Origin of the sequence: Burkholderia perseverans, from assembly GCF_022870505.1 — a bacterium.
Taxonomy (GTDB): domain Bacteria; phylum Pseudomonadota; class Gammaproteobacteria; order Burkholderiales; family Burkholderiaceae; genus Burkholderia; species Burkholderia plantarii.
Map to the genome: position 1 here is coordinate 6514 of NZ_CP045094.1, position 17669 is coordinate 24182.

The window sequence follows — 17669 nt, forward strand, 5'->3', positions numbered from 1 at the left end:
CCGCCCACATCGACGGGTGTTCGCTACGCTGCTCGCGTACCAGGCGCACTGCGCGCTCCCGGACTTCCGGGGAAAACTTGCTTGGTTTCTTGTTCATCGCTCCATTCTCTCAAGAGTTGGAGCCTCCACCAAATCCGGTGTGGTTCAGTGTGGTTGTTGGCGAGTGAAGGCAGCGACCAGTTCTTGTGCGTCAGTGACACGCTGGATAGCCTAGGTCGAAGCGGTACCTATCAGAATATCCGGTATGCCTATTTATTATCGCTGTCTTCACCGAAACGCCTGTACTTCGCCTTGGATGACATTCGTCGCGACAAGAAACATTGATGACCTCAACCCACAGCGTCGTATTCATCCGGTTTTAAGGCGCTCGAATTCAAAAAACACGCCCGCATCCGCGGGCGTGCCATCACATCGAATCCACCCGGGCCGAAGCCAAGGCCGGGGCAAATTCACCGCCCCCGAGCCATGCTCCCCAGCACGCCATCGCGCCGGATCAGCCCATGGAACAACGCGGCCGCCAGATGCACCACCACGGTGGCAAACAGCACGAACGCCAGCACCTCATGCGCGTTGCGCAGCCACGCGAACGTCACCGGGTCCGCCGCCACCAGCGCCGGCAGCTGCACCCCGCCGCCCAGCACCACCGGATACCCGCCGGCCGACAGCATCGCCCAGCCGATCAACGGCATCACGAGCATCAGCCCGTACAGCACCCAATGCGACAGATGCGCGGCCGCCTTCTGCCAGATCGGCAGGTCGCCCGGCAGCGGCGGCGTCTTGCGCGTGAACCGCACCACCAGCCGCACGATCACCAGCACCAGGATCGCCACGCCGAGCGGCTTGTGAATCGCCACCAGCACCGCGTGCCGGGCCGACACCGAGCCCACCATGCCCACCCCGATGAACAGCATCGCGATGATCATCGCGGCCATCAGCCAGTGCAGCGCCCGCGCGAGCGGGCTGAATCCCGAAGGAGAAGAAGTGTGGTTCATCATCGTGCCTCCGTCGCGGCGTGGGCGTAACCGGGCACGCCGGCTTCCTCGCTGGTGCGCAGCTTGTACGAATCGGCATAGGCCGCCGAGCGCGCCGCCAGCAGCGGGTCGCCGGACGGCTCGATGCCGGTCGGCAACACCGTCGGGTCGTAGTTGATGTCGCGGCACGGCCCGCTGTCCTGCGCCTCGGCGCGATCGAGCACGAGCGTGCCGATGTCGATCGTCTTGCGATCGTCGGGCCAGGTGCGCGTCGCGTCGTTCACGGGGTCGTCGGGGTTCGCGAACGTCACGAGCCAGTGCCAGCGCTGCGGCCCGTTGCCGAGCCGCTCGACCAGATCGGGCTGCAGCACGTTCGCGCCGCTCGCCACGCCGGCGCCGACGGTCTGCTCGGGCACCACGCGCCAGCGCACCGCGTGCTTCATGCCCTGCGCGTCCACGAAATAAAACGCGTTGATGCCGTAGTAGGTCTCGGTGGCGAAGCTCGCGCTCGGCTTGGCGGTCTTCACCCAGGCGCGAAACGCGGCCGTCTCCGGATGCGCGGCGAAGAACGCGCCGACCTTCTTCGGATCGGGCTTGCCGGTGGCGGGGTCGGGCCGCGTCGCCACGGTCTGCTCGTAGAACGCGCTCGGCGTCGCGACCGGGAACACCGGCATCGCGTTCATGCCGGTGCGCCATTGCTGGCCATCGAGCGCGGTCAGCCGCAGCGCGAGACTGCGGATCGGCACGCTGGTGTCGGGCGCGTAAGGATTGCCGCCGGGCAGCGCGAAGCGACCGACCACGGGCGTGCGCACGGCGGCGCCGAAGAACGGCGCGCTGGACCAGGCGGCGCCGTCGCCGTTGCTCTCGAAGTAGCCGGTCACGCAGATGCCCTTGGCGTGATTGCGGCGAAAGCCCGGATGCACGCCGCCGCTGGCCTGCAGCGCGCTGACGATGCGCTGCGGCGTGAGCCGGTGCGGCGCGAACCAGCCGGCGGTATAGCCGAACGCGGCGACGGCGACCGCGACGGTGCCGCCGATCACGGCCCAGCGCCAGGCGTGGCCGCCGCGCGGGCTGGATGGGGGAGGATGCGTCATGAAATTCGCTCCTGACCTTCGGTCGTTGAGGGGACTTGGGTGAGACGACCGGCCCGGCGGTTTATTCCATCGTCGCCGCAGATTTCTCCGCCCCGGCAGGCGCATGGCCGACGATCAAGCCAACCATCCGGCTGATCACACGACGCCAAGCTTGCACTTCGGGAATAAACTGCGCTGACCGGCGTCTCACCTCGACATCCACCCGTGCCGCCCGGCGGCCCACCATGTCCTCAGCCGACCTCGACGACTGCCTGCGTGAACTGCTGCCGCGATTGCGGCGCTTCGCGCTGTGGCTGACCCGCGACGTCCATGCGGCCGACGATCTGGTCCAGGCCTCGCTCGAACGCGCGCTGACCCACTGGAGCGAGCGTCGCGACGACGACGCGCTGCGCAGCTGGCTGTTCACGATCCTGTACCGCCAGTTCCTCGATTCGCGGCGCAGCGCGAAGCGCTACGCCGGGCTGCTCGGCCGGATCCGCGAGGACGACGAGCCGCAGTGGCCGTCGGCCGAGGATCAGGTGGTGGCGCGCTCGATGCTCGATGCTTTCGGCAAGCTGACGGCCGAGCAGCGCAGCCTGCTGCTGCTGGTGGCGGTGGAAGGTTTCAGCTATCGCGAGGTGGCCGAACTGCTCGACGTGCCGATCGGCACCGTGATGTCGCGCCTGTCGCGCGCGCGCGCCGCGTTGCGCGCGCTCGGCGACGGCGAATCTCCCGCTCCCTCGCTGCGATTGATGAAATGAACATTCCGCCCGACGACCACGATCTCCATGCCTACGTCGACGGCCGCCTCGACGCGAACGAGCGCGCGGCGGTCGAGCGCTGGCTCGACCATCATCCCGAACGCGCCGGACAGGTGCGCCAGTGGCGCCGCGACGCGCAACAGCTGCGCGCGGCACTCGACGGCCTCGCGCTGCCGACGGCCACGCGCGAACTCGATCCGGCCGCGCTGCGCGAGCGGCGCGACGCGCGGCGGCGCACGCGCTTCGCGATCGCGGCCGCGCTGGTGCTGAGCGTCGGACTCGGCGGCGGCGCCGGCTGGCAGATGCGCGGCTGGCAGATGCAGGGCGCCGGGTCCGAGGCGCTCGCCTCGCTCGCGATGCCGGTGGCGCCGATGGGCGACGCGCTGGCCGCCTACCGGATGGTGGTGGACCGCAGCGCGCGCGTGGATCTGGCCACGCATCAGGCGGCCGATCTGCAGGCGTGGCTCGATCGCGCGGTCGGCAAGACGGTGCGGCTGCCCGACCTGAGCGGGGCTGGCTTCACGCCGGTGGGCGGGCGCCTGTTCGCGACCGAGGACGGCCCGGCGGCGATGGTGCTCTACGAGGACGACGCCGGCCACGCGGTCAGCTTCTACGTGCGCCCGCCGGGCGGCCAGCGCCTGCTGCTGAAGGACGGCTCGCGCCGCGACGGCGCGCTCGTCGCGCAATACGGCTCGCAGCGCGGCTACAACTATGCGCTCGTCGCACCGACCGACGGCGTCGACGACGCCGCGCTCGCGAACGCGCTGGCCGTCACGCGCAGCTAGGCCGCCATCCCGTCCGCCCGCCGCACAGCGCAACACAGAGGATTCGCTGTGGACAATTTGGGCAAAACACGACGATCCACCGGCTGTGCGGAAAGTTGTTCTGTGCTCGCCGCGCTTGTTCGCCCGGTTCCCGCCCGGTTATGCGGATCGCACAGCGCTGATCGATAAGGCGGAATCGCAGTTATCCACAGAAGTGACCGCCTGTTGTTAACTACTACTACTTGCGTATACGCGTCAGCCAAAACTGGTGGGGATAGCGCCGTGCGTGGATAACTGCGTGCATAACCGGTTTCGAATGCTGTGAGACCGGCTTCAGGCCGGCGCAAGCAGATTGTCCCGAACCCACTGCGCCATCGTGCAGACCTCGATGCCGTGCCGCGCATTGAAGGTCCGCGTCTTGTCCCAGGCCACGCCGCGCCCCTGCGCGAACACCACGCGGTACTTGCGCAGCGCGTCGTCGGGCGCCTCGGCCAGCTGCTGCTCGAGTTCGGGCACGCGCCATTCGTGGCGCTCGAAGGTGCCGCCGAGCAAGCGCTCCAGCGTGTCGGCCACCTCGCGATAGCTGACGGTGTCGCCGGCCACATGGACCACCTGGTTCGCGATGCGCGGCTCGGTGAACACGATCCCGGCCGTCAGCGCACCGATGTCGTCGGCCGTGGTCAGCGTCACGGCGTTGTCCCAGCCGCCGAGCGCGTTGACCCGTCGCCGCGCCAGATCCACCACGCCGAACGACGGCTCGAACAGGAAGCTCGTGAACATGCCGGTCGAGACGATCACCCAGTCGGTGCGTCGTTGCGCGCGCAACAGGTCACGCACGTCGAGCTGTTCGTCGAACAGGTCCTGCGCGCTGCCGCGGCCGATCAGGTCGTAGTCGACGCCGAACTGCCAGGGGAAATAGCGTTTGACGCCGGCCGCCAGCGCGGCCTGCGCGAGCTTGCGCTGCACGCCCGGGCCGCCGACGAAGCCGGTACACGAGATCACGGTGTCGAACAGGCCGAACAGCGCGGCGAGTTCGTCGACGGATTGCGCGGCCAGGTCGCCGGCCACCGGCTCGGCGCCGAGCGCGCGCAGTTCGGCGATGTCACGGCGCCTGGCCGGATCGTCGGAGGCGAGCGTGGACGGCCGCAGCAGGACCGAGATCGACACGCGGCCGGCAGCGCCGGCACGGCGCGCGAGGCCGCGGACCATGGCCATGCCGAGTTCGCCGGCGCCCAGCACGAGAAGGGTTTCCTGGTTTGTCATGGCGGTTCTCCTTCGGGAATGGAATCGTTATGGAGATCGGATGAAGGGCAGTCTAGTGGCGCGGCGGGCCGCCATTGTTCGCGGTGCCTGAATGCAGAACGCGCACGCGCCGAACCGGCGGCCGTCTTCGGCTAGAGTGAGCGGATCTTTCTTGCGGGACGCACCGGCATGGACAAACTTCAGGCGATGGCGACGTTCGTGCGCGTGGTCGAGGCGCGCGGCTTCAGCAAGGCCGCGCAGACGCTGTCGATGCCGCGTTCGTCGGTGACCACCACGATCAAGCAGCTGGAGGCGCAGCTCGGCACGCCGCTGCTCCGGCGCAGCACGCGCAGCCTGAGCCTGACCGAGGCGGGCGAGCGCTACCTCGCGTCATGCCGGGCCATCCTCGCGCAGATCGCCGCGGCCGAGCGCGACCTGTCGGCCGACGCGGGCACGCCGCGCGGCCGCGTGCGGGTGGACATGCCCGGCGTGCTCGGCCGCGCGCTGGTGGTGCCGCGGCTCGCCGAATTCGAGGCGCGCCATCCCGGCATCGAGCTGGTGCTGGGCATGAGCGACCGGCCCGCGGACCTGATCCACGAAGGCATCGACTGCGTGATCCGCACGGGCGAACTGGCCGATTCGTCGCTGGTCGCGCGCCGGCTCGGCCAGCTGACCTGGATCACCTGCGCGTCGCCGCGCTATCTGGAGCGGCACGGCGAGCCGGCAGCGGTGGAGGCGCTGGGACGGCACCGCGTCGTCAACTATCTGTCCGGGGCGACGGGGCGGCCGATGGAATGGCGGTTTCGCGTGGACGGCGAGGATCGCGCGCTGACGCTGCCGGCGCGCTTCTCCGTCAACGAGACCGAGGCCTATCTGCAATGCGCGCTGGAAGGGCTCGGGCTGATCCAGCTGTCGGCGTTCGCGGTGGCTGCGTATCTGCGCAGCGGGCGCCTGAAGGAAGTGCTGGCCGACGCGCGCTGCGCGCCCGTGCCGGTGTCGATCGTCTATCCGCAACCGCGCGCGACGGCGGCGCTGACGGCGTTCGTCGAATGGATCGTCGAGGTGGCGAGGGGGGAACTGGCGCAGTGAGCGCCGGCTGTGGATAACCGGGCGAGAAAACGGTATGAAATGCTGTGAGCCGGCGCGAGGCGGGATCGGGCCGCGAGGCGATCCCGCCCCGCGCCGATCCTCTGAACGCCGCGAGAAAGCGCCCTAGAACGCAAACGACGTCTGCCCCGTCGACCCGAGCAGCGCATCGACGGTACGCGCGCGCACGAAATGCACGGGCGCGTCGGCTCCCGCGATCGCGCGGAAATGCGCCTCGCCGCACTGCACCTTGCGCCGCTCGCGGCCGCGCAGCTCGGCGTCGTCGGCGCGGTTGTCCATCTCCACCACATAGCACTGGCTCGGCGCGCCCGGCGTCTCCACCAGCACCAGCCAGTCGGGCCGGTAGTCGCCGAGCGGCGTCGGAATCCGGAACCACGCCGGCAGCTTCGCGTAGAGCGTGACCGCGTCGGTCGCCTCCAGCGCGTCCACGAACGCGCGCTCGGCCACCGTGCGCACCTCGACCGCCGTGTACACGGACTTGCGCAGATCCTCGCGCAGGTCCTTGCGATAGGCGATCACGGGCTCCTCGATAAAGCGCGCGAGCGGCCACACCACGCCGTCGCCGATCCGCTGGTAGGCGATCCCGTCGATCAGCGCCTGCCGCTTGCAGCGGTTGACCGAATCGGCCACCAGCGCGATGAACGCCTGCGGGTTCACGCGGAAATCGTCGAGCCGGCCGCTGTCGGCGAGCACGGCGGCGAGCGTGCGGCGCGTGAGCTGGGTGCGCTCCTGCAGCTCGGTGAGCAGATCGGGCAGCGCGAGATCACCCTCGTCGAGCACCACGGTGCCGGCCGACGCGGTCTCGGTGGCCTCCACGCCGGCCTTGCCGATCGAGATGTCGGCCTTGCGCCATTGCAGCCGCGCGCGCGGCACCTCGGGCGCGGCACGCAGCGCCTCGACGCAGGCCGCGACGAGCGCGGCGTCGTCGAAGCTCACGCGATAGGTGGTACGCGCCTGCACGCGCGCCCATAGCGCGCGGAACGCCTCGCCGTGGAGCACCGGCTCGCCGTCGGCGCCGCGGCGCGGTTCGAGCTGCCGGCGGTCGTCGGCGTTGCGCACGTCGAGCCGCCCCGACAGCTTGCGCAGCAGTTCGACGATGCGCTGGCGCAGCGGCTCGAACGCGGCCGGCAGGGGCAGCACGCCGCCCTTCAGCACGATCTTCAGCGCGTCGAGCACCTTGCCCTGCGCATCGACGAAGCCGGCCTCGTGCAGATGCGTCCACAACGCGGCCGAGCGCTCGACGCCGAGCGGGGCGAGCGTGCCGTCGTCGCGCGTCACCGGCAGCGCCGCGAACTGATGCGTGTCGACCACCCCGAAACGGATCCCGGTGTCGGCCTCGATCTCCTTCTGCAGATGCGCGGCGAACTGCTCGTAGCTCTCGGTCGCGATCACGGTGAGCGTGTTGACGTCGAAGCCGCGCACCCGTTCGCCGCGCTGGTCGACGGCGAGCCGCAGCCCGCGCCCGATGGTCTGGCGGCGCTCGCGCTCGGTGCGGATGTCGCGCAGCGTGCAGATCTGGAACACGTTCGGATTGTCCCAGCCTTCCTTCAGCGCCGAGTGCGAGAAGATGAAACGCAGCGGCGTGGCGAACGACAGCAGCCGCTCCTTCTCGCGCATGATCAGGCCGTAGGCGCGCTCGGCGTTCTCGCGGCCGCTGGCGTTGCTGTCGCTGGTCTCGGTCCAGCCGCCCTTGCGGTCGATCGAGAAATAGCCGTCGTGGACGGCCGCCACGTCGCGCTCGGCGTCGAAGCCGGCGAACAGCGCGCGATAGGCGGGCAGCTTCGCGGCGCGCCGGTACTCGTCCTCGAAGATCGCCGCGTAGGCGCCCTTCACGGCGTGGCCGCCCGGTTCGTAGCGCCGGTAGCGCTCGACGCTGTCGACGAAGAACAGCGACAGCACCTTCACGCCGAGCGGCGTCAGGCGCAGCTCCTTGTCCAGGTGCTCGCGGATCGTGCGGCGGATCATTTCGCGCTGGATCGCGAGCGGATCGACGTCGCCGTGCGCGTCGCCGACGGCCAGGAAGGTCTCGCCGCCGGGATAGCGCAGCTCGACGAATTCGCCGCCGCGCGTGGTGTCGATCTCGCCGATCCGGTAGTCGCCGTACACGGCGCGGCGCGTCACGCGTTCGAGCAGGTCGCCGTCGCCGACGCTGACGGTCTGCCGCTCGACGCCGGCGGGCGTGGCCACGTCGAGCTCGACGCGCGCGGCGATGGTGCCGCGCCGGTTGCTGACCGACACGAGCCGCACGTAGGGCTTGTTGTGCGCGTCCTCGACGGTGGCCGAGGCCACCTCGATCTGCTTGACGAGGCGCCGCTCGTAGGCGTCCACGGCGTCGAGCCGGTACACCATCTGGTGCAGGTCGGCGTGGGTCGCCGAATAGCGCAGCGTGCAGAGCGGCGCCATCGCCTCGAGCGCTTCCTTGCCGCGCCCGTCGAGCCCGCCGTCCACGCTCTGCGGCTCGTCGACGACCAGGATCGGCCGCGTGGCGCGGATCAGGTCGATCGGCTTCTCGCCGCCGGTCTTCTCGCTCGGCTTGTAGAGGTTGTTGACGTCCTTGCGGTTGATCGCGGCCACCGTGGCCACCATGATCTGCACGGTCGCGCTGGTCGCGAAGCGGCGCACCTGGCCGAGCCGCGTCGAGTCGTACAGGAAGTAGTCGAACGGCACGCCGTCGTAGAGCCGGCGAAAGTGCGAGCGCGTGACGTCGAGCGTCTTGTGGACGCCTTCCTTGATCGCGACCGACGGCACCACGATCACGAACTTCGTGAAGCCGTAGCGGCGGTGCAGCTCGAAGATCGTGCGCAGATAGACGTAGGTCTTGCCGGTGCCGGTCTCCATCTCGACCGTGAAGTCGGTGGAGGCGAGCGCGCCCGACGGCGCGAGGCCGCCGCGCGCCTGCACCTCGGCCAGGTTGCGCGCGAGCGCGGCGGGCTCGAGCGCGAGCCGGTTGCCGACCGCGAGCGCGGTCTCGGCCACGCCGAGCGGCATCTGGCGCGCGGCGCTGGTGTCGCCGTCGCCATCGCCGTCCTGATTGCCGTCAGCGGCGCTCACGCTGAACGCGGCGCGCGGCGCGTCCTGGCCGCGGAACAGGTCGCAGACGGCGTCCACGGCCTCGCGCTGGTAGTCGAGATCGGCCTCGAAATGCAGTTCCATGAGCGGCGCGCCCGCCACCTTCGCGTCGAATTCCCGGCGCGTCATCAGAGGCTCCGCACGGAGCGGATCCCGTGCTGCTCGAGGATCGCGGACAGGTTCACGCGCGCGACGTCGTCGACGAACGCGGCGTCGCGGAACACGCAGGTCACGTCGTGCGCAGGCGGCGCATCGACCGCGTCGAGCACGCCGACGATGCCGAGCGCGAGCACCTCGGCCTCGGCGCGATCGATGCGCGCGGCGAAGCAGGCGACGATCGCGCCGTCGATCACGTGGACTTCCTTGCCGGCGACCGGCAGCGTGTCGATCGGCGCGCACAGGTCGAGGCCGAGCTTGATGGCGAGCTCGGCGAGCAGGTCGGCGTCGGTGCGGCCGGACTTGATGTGCTCGACCGCGTCGAGCAGCGACTGCTGCACGTTGGCGCCGCGCGGGTCCCATTCGACGACGTTGGTCGAATCGAGCCGGAACACGCGGAAGCCGACGTCGAGCGCGGCCTCGGGATGCTCGGCGGCGATCCGTTCGGCCGCGCGCCGCAGCCGTTCCTTGGTGATCTCGGCGAGGTTGGCGGGGCGCCTGAGCTTCGCGCAGAAATCGGCGGCGGCCTTCTGGTCCTTGTTCGACGCGTCGAGCGGCTCGGGCAGCTGCACCAGCGCGTAGCGGCGCCGCGCGCCGTCGGCCGCGTTGGCCGCCAGCGTGGCGTGGGCGGTGGTGCCGGAGCCGGCGAAGCAGTCGACGATCAGATCCTCGCCGCCCGTCAGCCAGCCGATCAGCGCGGCCGCGAAGTCGGTCGGCTTGGGCAGGTCGAACGGGATCGCCAGCGACTTCAGGCGCGCGTCGTCGGAGCCGCCGAACGGCAGGATCGACGGCACGTTCTCGTAGCGGTTCTCGTCGAGGAAATAGATGCGCTGCGGCTGCGTGGTCTCGTCGGTGCCGAACTCGATCAGGCCGCGCTCGAGCAGCTCGCGCATGGTGGCGGGCGGATTGCGCCAGCCGCGTTCGGGCACCGGGCACGGCTTGCCGGTGACGGGGTGGACCAGCGGGATGAAGTAGTCGTCGGGCGCGCGCTTCTTGTTCGGCCAGGCCATCGAGACGAGACGGTAGACGCGGCCGTCCGGCGAGAGCCGGTCGTACATCGCCTCGCCGCCCGACAGCGTGGTCTGCGCGCGCAGCCAGGCGCGGTAGGCCTGGGTAGCCTCGGCGATGGTGGCGGTGTCGGCGATCGCGTCGTGGGCGGCGTCGAGCATGCGCTGCGCGTTGCGCTTCAGGCGCTTCAGCGGCGCGTGCTCGAACAGCCACTCGGCGTCGCGCGCGAACAGCACGATCGACTCGTGCTGGTAGGCCACGCCGCGCGCGTCGCCCTTCGGGTTGCGCTTGTCCCAGACCGCCACGCCGAGCTCGTTCTCCTCGCCGAAGATCTCGCGCATCACCAGCACCAGCGCCGGCAGCTCGTGCTCGTCGATGTGGATCGCGATCAGGCCGTCGCGCGCGAGCAGGTCGAACGCGAGCTTCAGGCGCGGATACATCATGTTGAGCCAGTCGGTGTGGAACCGGCCGCTCGCCTCGGTATGGCTGCTGACCTTCACGCCGCCAGCGGCCTGGCCCGTCAGCGCGAGGTAGTGGCGCAGGCTGTCGGTGAAGTTGTCGGGATAGACGAACTCCTTGCCGGTGTTGTACGGCGGATCGATGTAGACGAGCTTCACCGAGCCCGCGTAGCTCTTGTGCAGCAGCTTCAGCACTTCGAGGTTGTCGCCCTCGATCATCAGGTTGCGGGTGCCGTCCCAGCCCAGGCTCTCGTCGCGGCAGGGCCGCAGCGTGCCGGTGGAGGGCGTGAGCGCGAGCTGGCGCGCGCGGCGCTTGCCGTGCCAGGCCAGGCCGTATTTTTCGTCGGCCTCGCCGAGCGTGCGGTCGCCGACCAGTGCCTTCAGCACGTCGAGGTCGAGCGCGGCGCCGTCGGGGCCTTCGGTCACGGCTTCGGGGAACAGCGCCTTGAGCCGTTCGAGGTTGTCCGCCGCGAGATCCGCGGAGCGGGCCTCGGGACTGGCGGATTCGATCTTTCGCATCGTGTCTTCCATGTAAAGCATGATCGGTGCGTCGGCCCCGGGTGCCGTCGCCGGCCGTGCCGCTCGCGGGCGACGCCGGCGCCTCGCGCCAAGCCGAACGGCACCGGCGCGGGCCGCACGGGCATGGCGGGTCGCGAGGGGAACGGAGGACCACGGGCCGCGTCCGGCGCCGCCGCGGCGCACCGCCTGACGTCACGGGCGATGGCGGGCGACGCGCGGCGGGACGGGCGGCCGGACGAAACCTTCGGGGGCGCGGAACCGGTTGCCGGCGCGGCCTCGGGCGGCGGAGCCGGAGGCGCGGCGGCGGCGGCAGGGCCGTCAGCGGCGCTTCGGCGCGCCGGATGCGCCCGGCGCGGGCCGGTGGGACCGCGAGGCGAGGGGCGCGTGAAGCGGCGACGGCGCGGCCGGCGCCGTGGCCGGTTCGCGCAACGCGATGCGGATTTTAACGGAAGCTCGCCGCGACGCGGCCCATCATCTCGTAACCGTCGTCGAACAGGCGCGAGAAGAACGGGATCATGTTGGGCACCATCAGCTGTACCAGCAGCAGCCCGACCAGCATCAGCACCGGGAAGCCGACCTGGAAGATGCCGATCTGCGGGGCCGCGCGGTTCAGGATGCCGAGCGCGAGGTTGGCGATCAGGAGCGCGGCCACCACCGGCAGCGCCAGCAGCAGCCCCATCGCGAACACGTTGATGCCGGCGCCGGCCAGCATCTGCCAGCCGGCCGGATGCAGCAGGTCGGACGAGATCGGCACGCTCGCGAACGATTCCACCAGCACCGCGATCAGCTGCAGGTGGCCGTCGAACGCGACGAACGCGAGCATCGCGAAGGCGTTCAGCACTCGGCCAATCATCGGCGTGGTGCCGGCGTGCGGATCGAAGAAGGTGGCGAAGCCGAGGCCCATCTGCAGGCCGATGAAGTCGCCCGCGCCTTCCACCACGGCGAACACGATCTGCATCACGAAGCCCATCGACACGCCGATCAGGAACTGGTTGACGAGGATCCAGATGCCCTCGGCCGAGAACACGGTGGCCTGCGGCAGCGGGCCGAGCGCCGGCGCCACGGCGATCGCGGTGAGCGCCGACAGGCCGATCTTGATGCGGGTGGGCACCGCCGCGTTGCCGACCAGCGGCGCGGCGGCCACCAGCGCGAGAATCCGCACGAACGGCCAGAGGAACGCGGTCAGCCAGACGTTCAGTTGCGCGTAGGTGACGGAAACCATCGGAAGGCGGGAAGGGCGTGCCGGCGCGCCGCTCAGCTGGTGCCGAGCGTGGCGACGTGCATCAGGATGTTGCGCGTGTAGTCGAGCATCGAGGTCAGCATCCACGGCCCGGCGATCACCATCGTCACCACGATCGCGAGCAGCTTCGGGATGAACGACAGCGTCGATTCGTTGATCTGCGTGGCGGCCTGGAACAGGCTGACGACGAGGCCCACCACCAGCGCGACGAGCAAGAGCGGCGCGGCCAGCATCAGGCCGATCATCATCGCCTCGTGCGCCAGGGTCATGACGGTTTCCGGTGTCATCGGGCCTGCCCTCCTAGGTGAAGCTCTGCGCGAGCGAGCCGATCAGCAGCTGCCAGCCGTCCACCAGCACGAACAGCATCAGCTTGAACGGCAGCGAGATGGTGGTGGGCGAGACCATCATCATCCCCATCGACATCAGCACGCTCGCCACCACCAGGTCGATGATCAGGAACGGGATGAAGATCGTGAAGCCGATCTGGAAGCCGGTCTTCAGCTCGCTGGTGACGAACGCCGGCACCAGCAGCGGCAGCGGCACGTCCTCGGGGCCCTGCATCGGCGGCGCCTTGGCGATCTTCGCGAACAGCGCGAGGTCGCCCTCGCGGGTCTGCTTGAGCATGAAGGTCTTGAACGGCGCGAGGCCGCGCTGCACGGCCTGGTCCATCGGCAGCGTGCCGGCCGAGAACGGCTTGTAGCCGTCGTTGTAGGCGCGGTCGATGACGGGCGACATCACGAACAGCGTGAGGAACAGCGCGAGCCCGACCAGCACCTGGTTCGGCGGCGTGGTGGTGGTGCCGAGCGCCTGGCGCAGCAGCGACAGCACGATGATGATGCGCGTGAAGCTCGTCATCATCAGCACGATGGCCGGCAGGAACGACAGCATCGTGAGCAGCAGCATGGTCTGCACGCTCAGCGAATAGGTCGTGCCGCCGTTCGGGCCGGGGCTCGAATTGAAGGCGGGCAGGCCGGCGGCCTGCGCATGCGCGAGCGAGGGCAGCGCGAGCGCGGCCAGCATCGCCAGCGGCGCGAGCACGGCCAGCAGCGCGGCCACGCGGGAACGGCGCGCGTCGCGCGCGCCCGGTCGGTACGACGTCATCGTCAGGAATCCTTGCGGTGGCGGCCGCCGAGCCGCTTCGCGACTTCGCCGGACAGGGCGCTGCGAAAGCGCTCGCCGAAGCTGCCGGGCAGCGTGTCGTCGCCGGGCACCGGCGCGCCGCCGTCGGCCGGGCCGGACGGGGTGGACGTGGCCGATGCGATGCCCGGGCTGCCGGCCGGCAGCGTATGCAGCAGCCGCACGTTGCCGGGCGCCACGCCGAGCACGAGCCAGGTGTCGCCGATCTCGACGACGGTCGCGCTTTCCTTGCCGCCCACCGCGACGCTGGCCACCACCTTCAGCGCGCCGCCGCGCTTCGCGGGCTGGAACCCGAAGCGGCGCGCGAGCCAGGCACAGCCGAACACGAGGCCGATCACGACCGCGAGCCCGACCAGCGTCTGCATCACCGCGCCGACGCCGAGCGAGGGCACCGCGGAGCCGACCACCACGCCCGAGGCGTAGTGCGAGGCATGGTTGACCGCGTTCATGTCGGCCGCGAACGCGAGCGCGGGGGCGAGCGCGAGCGAGAATGCGAGGCCCGCGGCGGCGGGCGCTGTCGTCACGGCGGCCGGGCGCGCTACGCGAGCAATGCGTGATACGCGCGCCGGCCCGGCGCGACGCACGGCGTCACTCATCGGTTCAGCTTCCGGATCCGCTCGGACGGCGTGATGATGTCGGTGAGGCGGATACCGAACTTGTCGTTCACCACCACCACTTCGCCCTGCGCGATCAGGCAGCCGTTCACGAGCACGTCCATCGGCTCGCCGGCCAGGCCGTCGAGCTCCACCACCGAGCCCTGCGCGAGCTGCAGCAGGTTGCGGATCGCGATCTTGGTGCGGCCCAGTTCGACGGTCATCTTGACGGGGATGTCGAGAATCATGTCGATGTCGTTGTGGGTCGCGTTCGAGGCCGCCTTCGACAGCGGCTGGAACACGCCCGCGCCACCCGCACCGGAGGCGAGCGGCTGGTCGTTCTGCTCGGCAAGCGCGGCGGCCCAATCGTCCAGCGCCGACTCTTCACCGGGGCCGGCGGCCTTGTCGGCGCCGGGTTGCGTGCCGTCGGGCGTCGGGTTCAGCTCAGTCATATCCACCTTCCTTCATCGTATCGCTCGCGCTGATCATCCGGTTCACCCGCAGCGCATATTGCCCATTGAAAATCCCGTAGCCGCATTCCATCACCGGTACGCCGTCGACCCTCGCGATGATCGATTCCTCGACGTCGATCGGCAGCACGTCGCCGACCCGCAGGTTGAGGATCTTCTCGAAGGTGGTCGGCATCTCGGTGAGGTTCGCCGTCAGTTCGACCTCGGCGGACTGCACCTGCTGCGACAGCACCCGCACCCAGCGGCGGTCCACTTCGAGCGCCTCGCCCTGGATCGGCGAGCTCAGCACGTCGCGGATCGGCTCGATCATCGAGTACGGCATGCAGATGTGCAGCGTGCCGCCCGTCGGCCCGAACTCGATCGAGAACTGCGTGACGATCACGATCTCGTTGGGGGTGGCGACGTTGGCGAACTGCGTATGCATCTCCGAGCGCACGTGCTCGAACTGCAGCGGGCGCACGCTCTTCCAGGCCACCGTGTAGTGCTCGAACACCAGATGCAGCAGCCGGCTGATGATGCGCATCTCGGTCTGCGTGAAGTCGCGGCCTTCCACGCGCGTGTGGAAACGTCCGTCGCCGCCGAACAGGTTGTCCACCACGAAGAACACCAGGTTCGGATCGAACACGAACAGCGAGGTGCCGCGCAGCGGCTTGACGTGGACCAGGTTCAGGTTGGTCGGGATCGGCAGGTTGCGCGTGAATTCGCTGTACTTCTGCACCTTCACCTGGCTGACCGAAATCTCGGCCGTGCGGCGCATGAAGTTGAAGATGCCGACGCGCAACAGCCGCGCGAAGCGGTCGTTGATGATCTCGAGGCCGGGCATCCGGCCGCGGACGATCCGTTCCTGCGTCGCGAGGTTGTACGGGCGGACGCCTTTCTGCTCGACCGGCTCGTCGCTCGCGTCGATCTCGCCCGTGACACCTTTGAGGAGGGCATCGACCTCCTCCTGCGACATGAATTCTTCGTGGCCCATGGCGCTCCCTTGGCGGCGTTACTGGACGACGAAATCGGTGAACAGCACCGCGTCGACGCGCGCGCTGCGATTGCCCGGCTGCGTCGGTTGCTCGATCAGCGCGCGCAGCTCGTCGGCCAGCGCGCGCTTGCCGTCGAGCGTCGCGAGATCCTCGGGGTGCTTGTTCGACAGGGCGAGCAGGATCCGGCTGCGGATCTCCGGCATGTGCTGCGTCAGGTAATCCTGCGCGGTCGGGTCGGTCAGCTTCAGCGTCAGGCCGATGCGCAGGTAGTGCAGGCCGTCGTCGGACTGCAGGTTCACCGTCATCGTCTCGAGCGGGAAGAACACCGGCGTCGACATCGATTGCGGGGCGGCATGCGCGGCACTGGCCGGCGCTTCGCGGTGCAGCAGGAAGAACCAGGCGGCGGCGCCGCCGGCGGCGGCAATCAGCAGGCCGATCAGCGCGAACAAAAAGATGCGCTTGAACTTGCCGGTCGGCGGACGTTCGGGTGCGGCGGAAGCGGTCGTGGTGGCCATGTGCTTGCTTACGTGATGACTTGTAGCCTGATTGTCGGGGGGCGGCGCCGGTTGCGATGGGGAGAACAGAGGGGGGATTTGCATCCATCTCGCCGGTTTGTCGAGGCGGGGAACGCACGCGGCGCGCGGCAAACGGGCCGCGCGGCGGGCCGCCGGCACAGTGCGGGCGCCGCCGGGGGCGGGCCGGCCGGTGGCTTGGCGGCACCCGGCGCGACGCCGTTTCGTGCAAAAACCCGGGCCGGATGCGGAGCGGCCAGGCCGGCCGGAGCCTCGCGCCGGGCGGCCGCGGCGCAGCGATGGGAGTGGCGAGGGTGGCGAATCCGCCACGCGACGGCGGCGCGGCCGCGCGGCGCCGACGTCGGTGCCGGGATCGACGCCGGGCGGCCGGCCGTTCGCCGCGAGCACCCCGCCCCGGCCCCGGCCAGCGACGACCGCCGCGCGGCGCTTGCCCGCGACGACGCGGCGGCGCTACGATGGCCGCTGTCTCATAAATAAAACGACTCGTCTGGGTCGAACCCATTCCCGGCCGGAATCCGGCGGCGGGACTTTCTCCCGATTCCGGAGGCGTCATGGAACTGCGCGCGCTGCGCTATTTCGTCGAGGTGGTCCGCCAGCAGAGCTTCACGGCCGCGGCCGAGCAGATGTTCGTGACCCAGCCGACCATCAGCAAGATGGTGAAGGCGCTCGAGGACGAGATCGGCTCGCCGCTGCTGCTGCGCGACAGCCGCCAGATGGTGCTGACCGATGCGGGCCGGATCGTGTTCCAGCGCGGCCAGGACGTGCTCGCCGCGCAGGCGCAGCTGCAGGCCGAGCTCGACGACCTGGCCGAACTCGGCCGCGGCGAGCTGACGATCGGCATCCCGCCGCTCGGCGGCGCCGCGTTCACGCCGGCCATCGCCGTGTTCCGGCGTCGCTATCCGAACATCGAGCTGAAGCTGTTCGAGGAGGGCGCGCGCACCATCGAGGCCGCGCTCGAACGCGGCGAACTCGAACTGGGCGGGGTGCTGGAGCCGGTCGATCCGGCCGTGTTCGAGGTGCTGCGGATGGTGCATGCGCCGCTGTGGCTCGTGTCGCGGCGCGGCGCGCGCTGGGACGGCGAGGACAGCGTGCCGCTCGCCGACCTCGCCGGCGAGCCGTTCGTGTTCTATGCCGAATCGCTGGCGCTGCACCAGGCCGTCCTCGACGCCTGCGCGAAGGCCGGCTTCACGCCGGCGATCGTCAGCCGCAGCGGCCACTGGGATTTCATGGCCGCGCTGGTCCACGCCGGGGTCGGCATCGCGCTGCTGCCGGCGCCGTACTGCCGCCGGCTCGATCCCGCGCAGTTCAGCTGCCGGCCGATCGTCGAGCCCGAGATCGAATGGTCGATCGCGCTCGGCTGGCTGCGGCGCGGCTACCTTTCGCACGCGGCGCGCGCCTGGATCGAGGTGGTGCGTGAAGTGGGGCCGGTCGATCCCGACGACGATCTGGCGTTCGACAATCTGCGCGCCTGGAGCGCGGACGCCTCGCGCCGTCAGATCCGTTGAATCCGTCGAATCAATCCTGGCCTGGATGCCCGCGTCATCGAGGTCGCGGCAATCCCGGCCGCGACCGGAAAAACGGAGCAGGGCGCCGC

16 protein-coding genes are annotated in these 17669 nt (G+C 70.0%); 4 read left to right on the forward strand and 12 right to left on the reverse strand.

What is annotated here, in order from left to right:
- Positions 1 to 449: 449 nt before the first annotated feature.
- Together BpN12_RS14560 and BpN12_RS14565 are read right to left on the reverse strand one after the other, a co-directional pair.
- The gene (locus tag BpN12_RS14560; RefSeq protein ID WP_246796310.1) at positions 450 to 995 is read right to left on the reverse strand and encodes a cytochrome b; all 546 of its coding nucleotides are present in this window, start codon (positions 993 to 995) and stop codon (positions 450 to 452) included.
- The gene (locus BpN12_RS14565; protein WP_246796311.1) at positions 992 to 2065 is read right to left on the reverse strand and encodes a catalase family peroxidase; all 1074 of its coding nucleotides are present in this window, start codon (positions 2063 to 2065) and stop codon (positions 992 to 994) included. Before BpN12_RS14565 ends, BpN12_RS14560 begins: the two co-directional genes overlap by 4 nt.
- Positions 2066 to 2289: 224 nt before the next feature.
- Here BpN12_RS14565 and BpN12_RS14570 point away from each other — a divergent pair, with 224 nt between their 5' ends.
- Both BpN12_RS14570 and BpN12_RS14575 read left to right on the forward strand, forming a co-directional pair.
- Entirely contained in the window at positions 2290 to 2805 is a 516-nt protein-coding gene (locus BpN12_RS14570) for a sigma-70 family RNA polymerase sigma factor (RefSeq protein ID WP_246796312.1), read from the forward strand.
- A complete protein-coding gene (locus BpN12_RS14575; protein WP_246796313.1) occupies positions 2802 to 3590 on the forward strand; it encodes an anti-sigma factor in 789 nt (262 codons plus the stop codon). Before BpN12_RS14570 ends, BpN12_RS14575 begins: the two co-directional genes overlap by 4 nt.
- Positions 3591 to 3902: 312 nt before the next feature.
- Here BpN12_RS14575 and BpN12_RS14580 read toward each other — a convergent pair whose 3' ends face one another.
- On the reverse strand, positions 3903 to 4832 hold the full coding sequence (locus tag BpN12_RS14580; protein WP_246796314.1) for an aromatic alcohol reductase: 930 nt from the start codon (positions 4830 to 4832) through the stop codon (positions 3903 to 3905).
- A gap of 168 nt (positions 4833 to 5000) precedes the next feature.
- On the opposite strand from BpN12_RS14580, the gene BpN12_RS14585 reads away from it, so the two are divergent.
- Positions 5001 to 5900 (forward strand): LysR family transcriptional regulator, encoded by a 900-nt coding sequence (locus BpN12_RS14585; RefSeq protein WP_246796315.1) that lies wholly within the window; start codon positions 5001 to 5003, stop codon positions 5898 to 5900.
- Positions 5901 to 6023: 123 nt separating this feature from the next.
- Here BpN12_RS14585 and BpN12_RS14590 read toward each other — a convergent pair whose 3' ends face one another.
- From BpN12_RS14590 to fliL, 9 genes are all read right to left on the reverse strand, one after another.
- Positions 6024 to 9071, reverse strand: a complete 3048-nt coding sequence (locus tag BpN12_RS14590; RefSeq protein ID WP_246797906.1) for a type III restriction-modification system endonuclease — start codon at positions 9069 to 9071, stop codon at positions 6024 to 6026.
- A 44-nt stretch (positions 9072 to 9115) separates the two neighbouring features.
- Positions 9116 to 11128 carry a site-specific DNA-methyltransferase gene (locus BpN12_RS14595; RefSeq protein WP_425306341.1) on the reverse strand — a complete coding sequence of 671 codons (2013 nt, stop codon included), beginning with the start codon at positions 11126 to 11128 and terminating at the stop codon, positions 9116 to 9118.
- Between the two features lie 442 nt (positions 11129 to 11570).
- On the reverse strand, positions 11571 to 12350 hold the full coding sequence (gene fliR / locus BpN12_RS14600) for a flagellar biosynthetic protein FliR (RefSeq protein ID WP_246796316.1): 780 nt from the start codon (positions 12348 to 12350) through the stop codon (positions 11571 to 11573).
- 32 nt (positions 12351 to 12382) lie between these two features.
- The gene (fliQ, locus tag BpN12_RS14605; protein ID WP_198250703.1) at positions 12383 to 12655 is read right to left on the reverse strand and encodes a flagellar biosynthesis protein FliQ; all 273 of its coding nucleotides are present in this window, start codon (positions 12653 to 12655) and stop codon (positions 12383 to 12385) included.
- 13 nt (positions 12656 to 12668) lie between these two features.
- A complete protein-coding gene (fliP, locus tag BpN12_RS14610) occupies positions 12669 to 13469 on the reverse strand; it encodes a flagellar type III secretion system pore protein FliP (RefSeq protein ID WP_425306342.1) in 801 nt (266 codons plus the stop codon).
- A 2-nt stretch (positions 13470 to 13471) separates the two neighbouring features.
- The gene (fliO, locus tag BpN12_RS14615; RefSeq protein WP_246796317.1) at positions 13472 to 14101 is read right to left on the reverse strand and encodes a flagellar biosynthetic protein FliO; all 630 of its coding nucleotides are present in this window, start codon (positions 14099 to 14101) and stop codon (positions 13472 to 13474) included.
- Positions 14098 to 14550: a flagellar motor switch protein FliN gene (gene fliN, locus BpN12_RS14620; RefSeq protein ID WP_042623446.1), complete on the reverse strand. Its 453-nt coding sequence runs from the start codon at positions 14548 to 14550 to the stop codon at positions 14098 to 14100. Before fliN ends, fliO begins: the two co-directional genes overlap by 4 nt.
- Positions 14543 to 15541 carry a flagellar motor switch protein FliM gene (gene fliM / locus BpN12_RS14625; protein ID WP_198250699.1) on the reverse strand — a complete coding sequence of 333 codons (999 nt, stop codon included), beginning with the start codon at positions 15539 to 15541 and terminating at the stop codon, positions 14543 to 14545. Before fliM ends, fliN begins: the two co-directional genes overlap by 8 nt.
- Before the next feature lie 18 nt (positions 15542 to 15559).
- On the reverse strand, positions 15560 to 16057 hold the full coding sequence (gene fliL / locus BpN12_RS14630; protein WP_246796318.1) for a flagellar basal body-associated protein FliL: 498 nt from the start codon (positions 16055 to 16057) through the stop codon (positions 15560 to 15562).
- A gap of 569 nt (positions 16058 to 16626) precedes the next feature.
- Between fliL and BpN12_RS14635 the strand changes: the two genes are divergently transcribed.
- Positions 16627 to 17580 (forward strand): LysR family transcriptional regulator, encoded by a 954-nt coding sequence (locus BpN12_RS14635; RefSeq protein ID WP_246796319.1) that lies wholly within the window; start codon positions 16627 to 16629, stop codon positions 17578 to 17580.
- Positions 17581 to 17669: the final 89 nt, after the last annotated feature.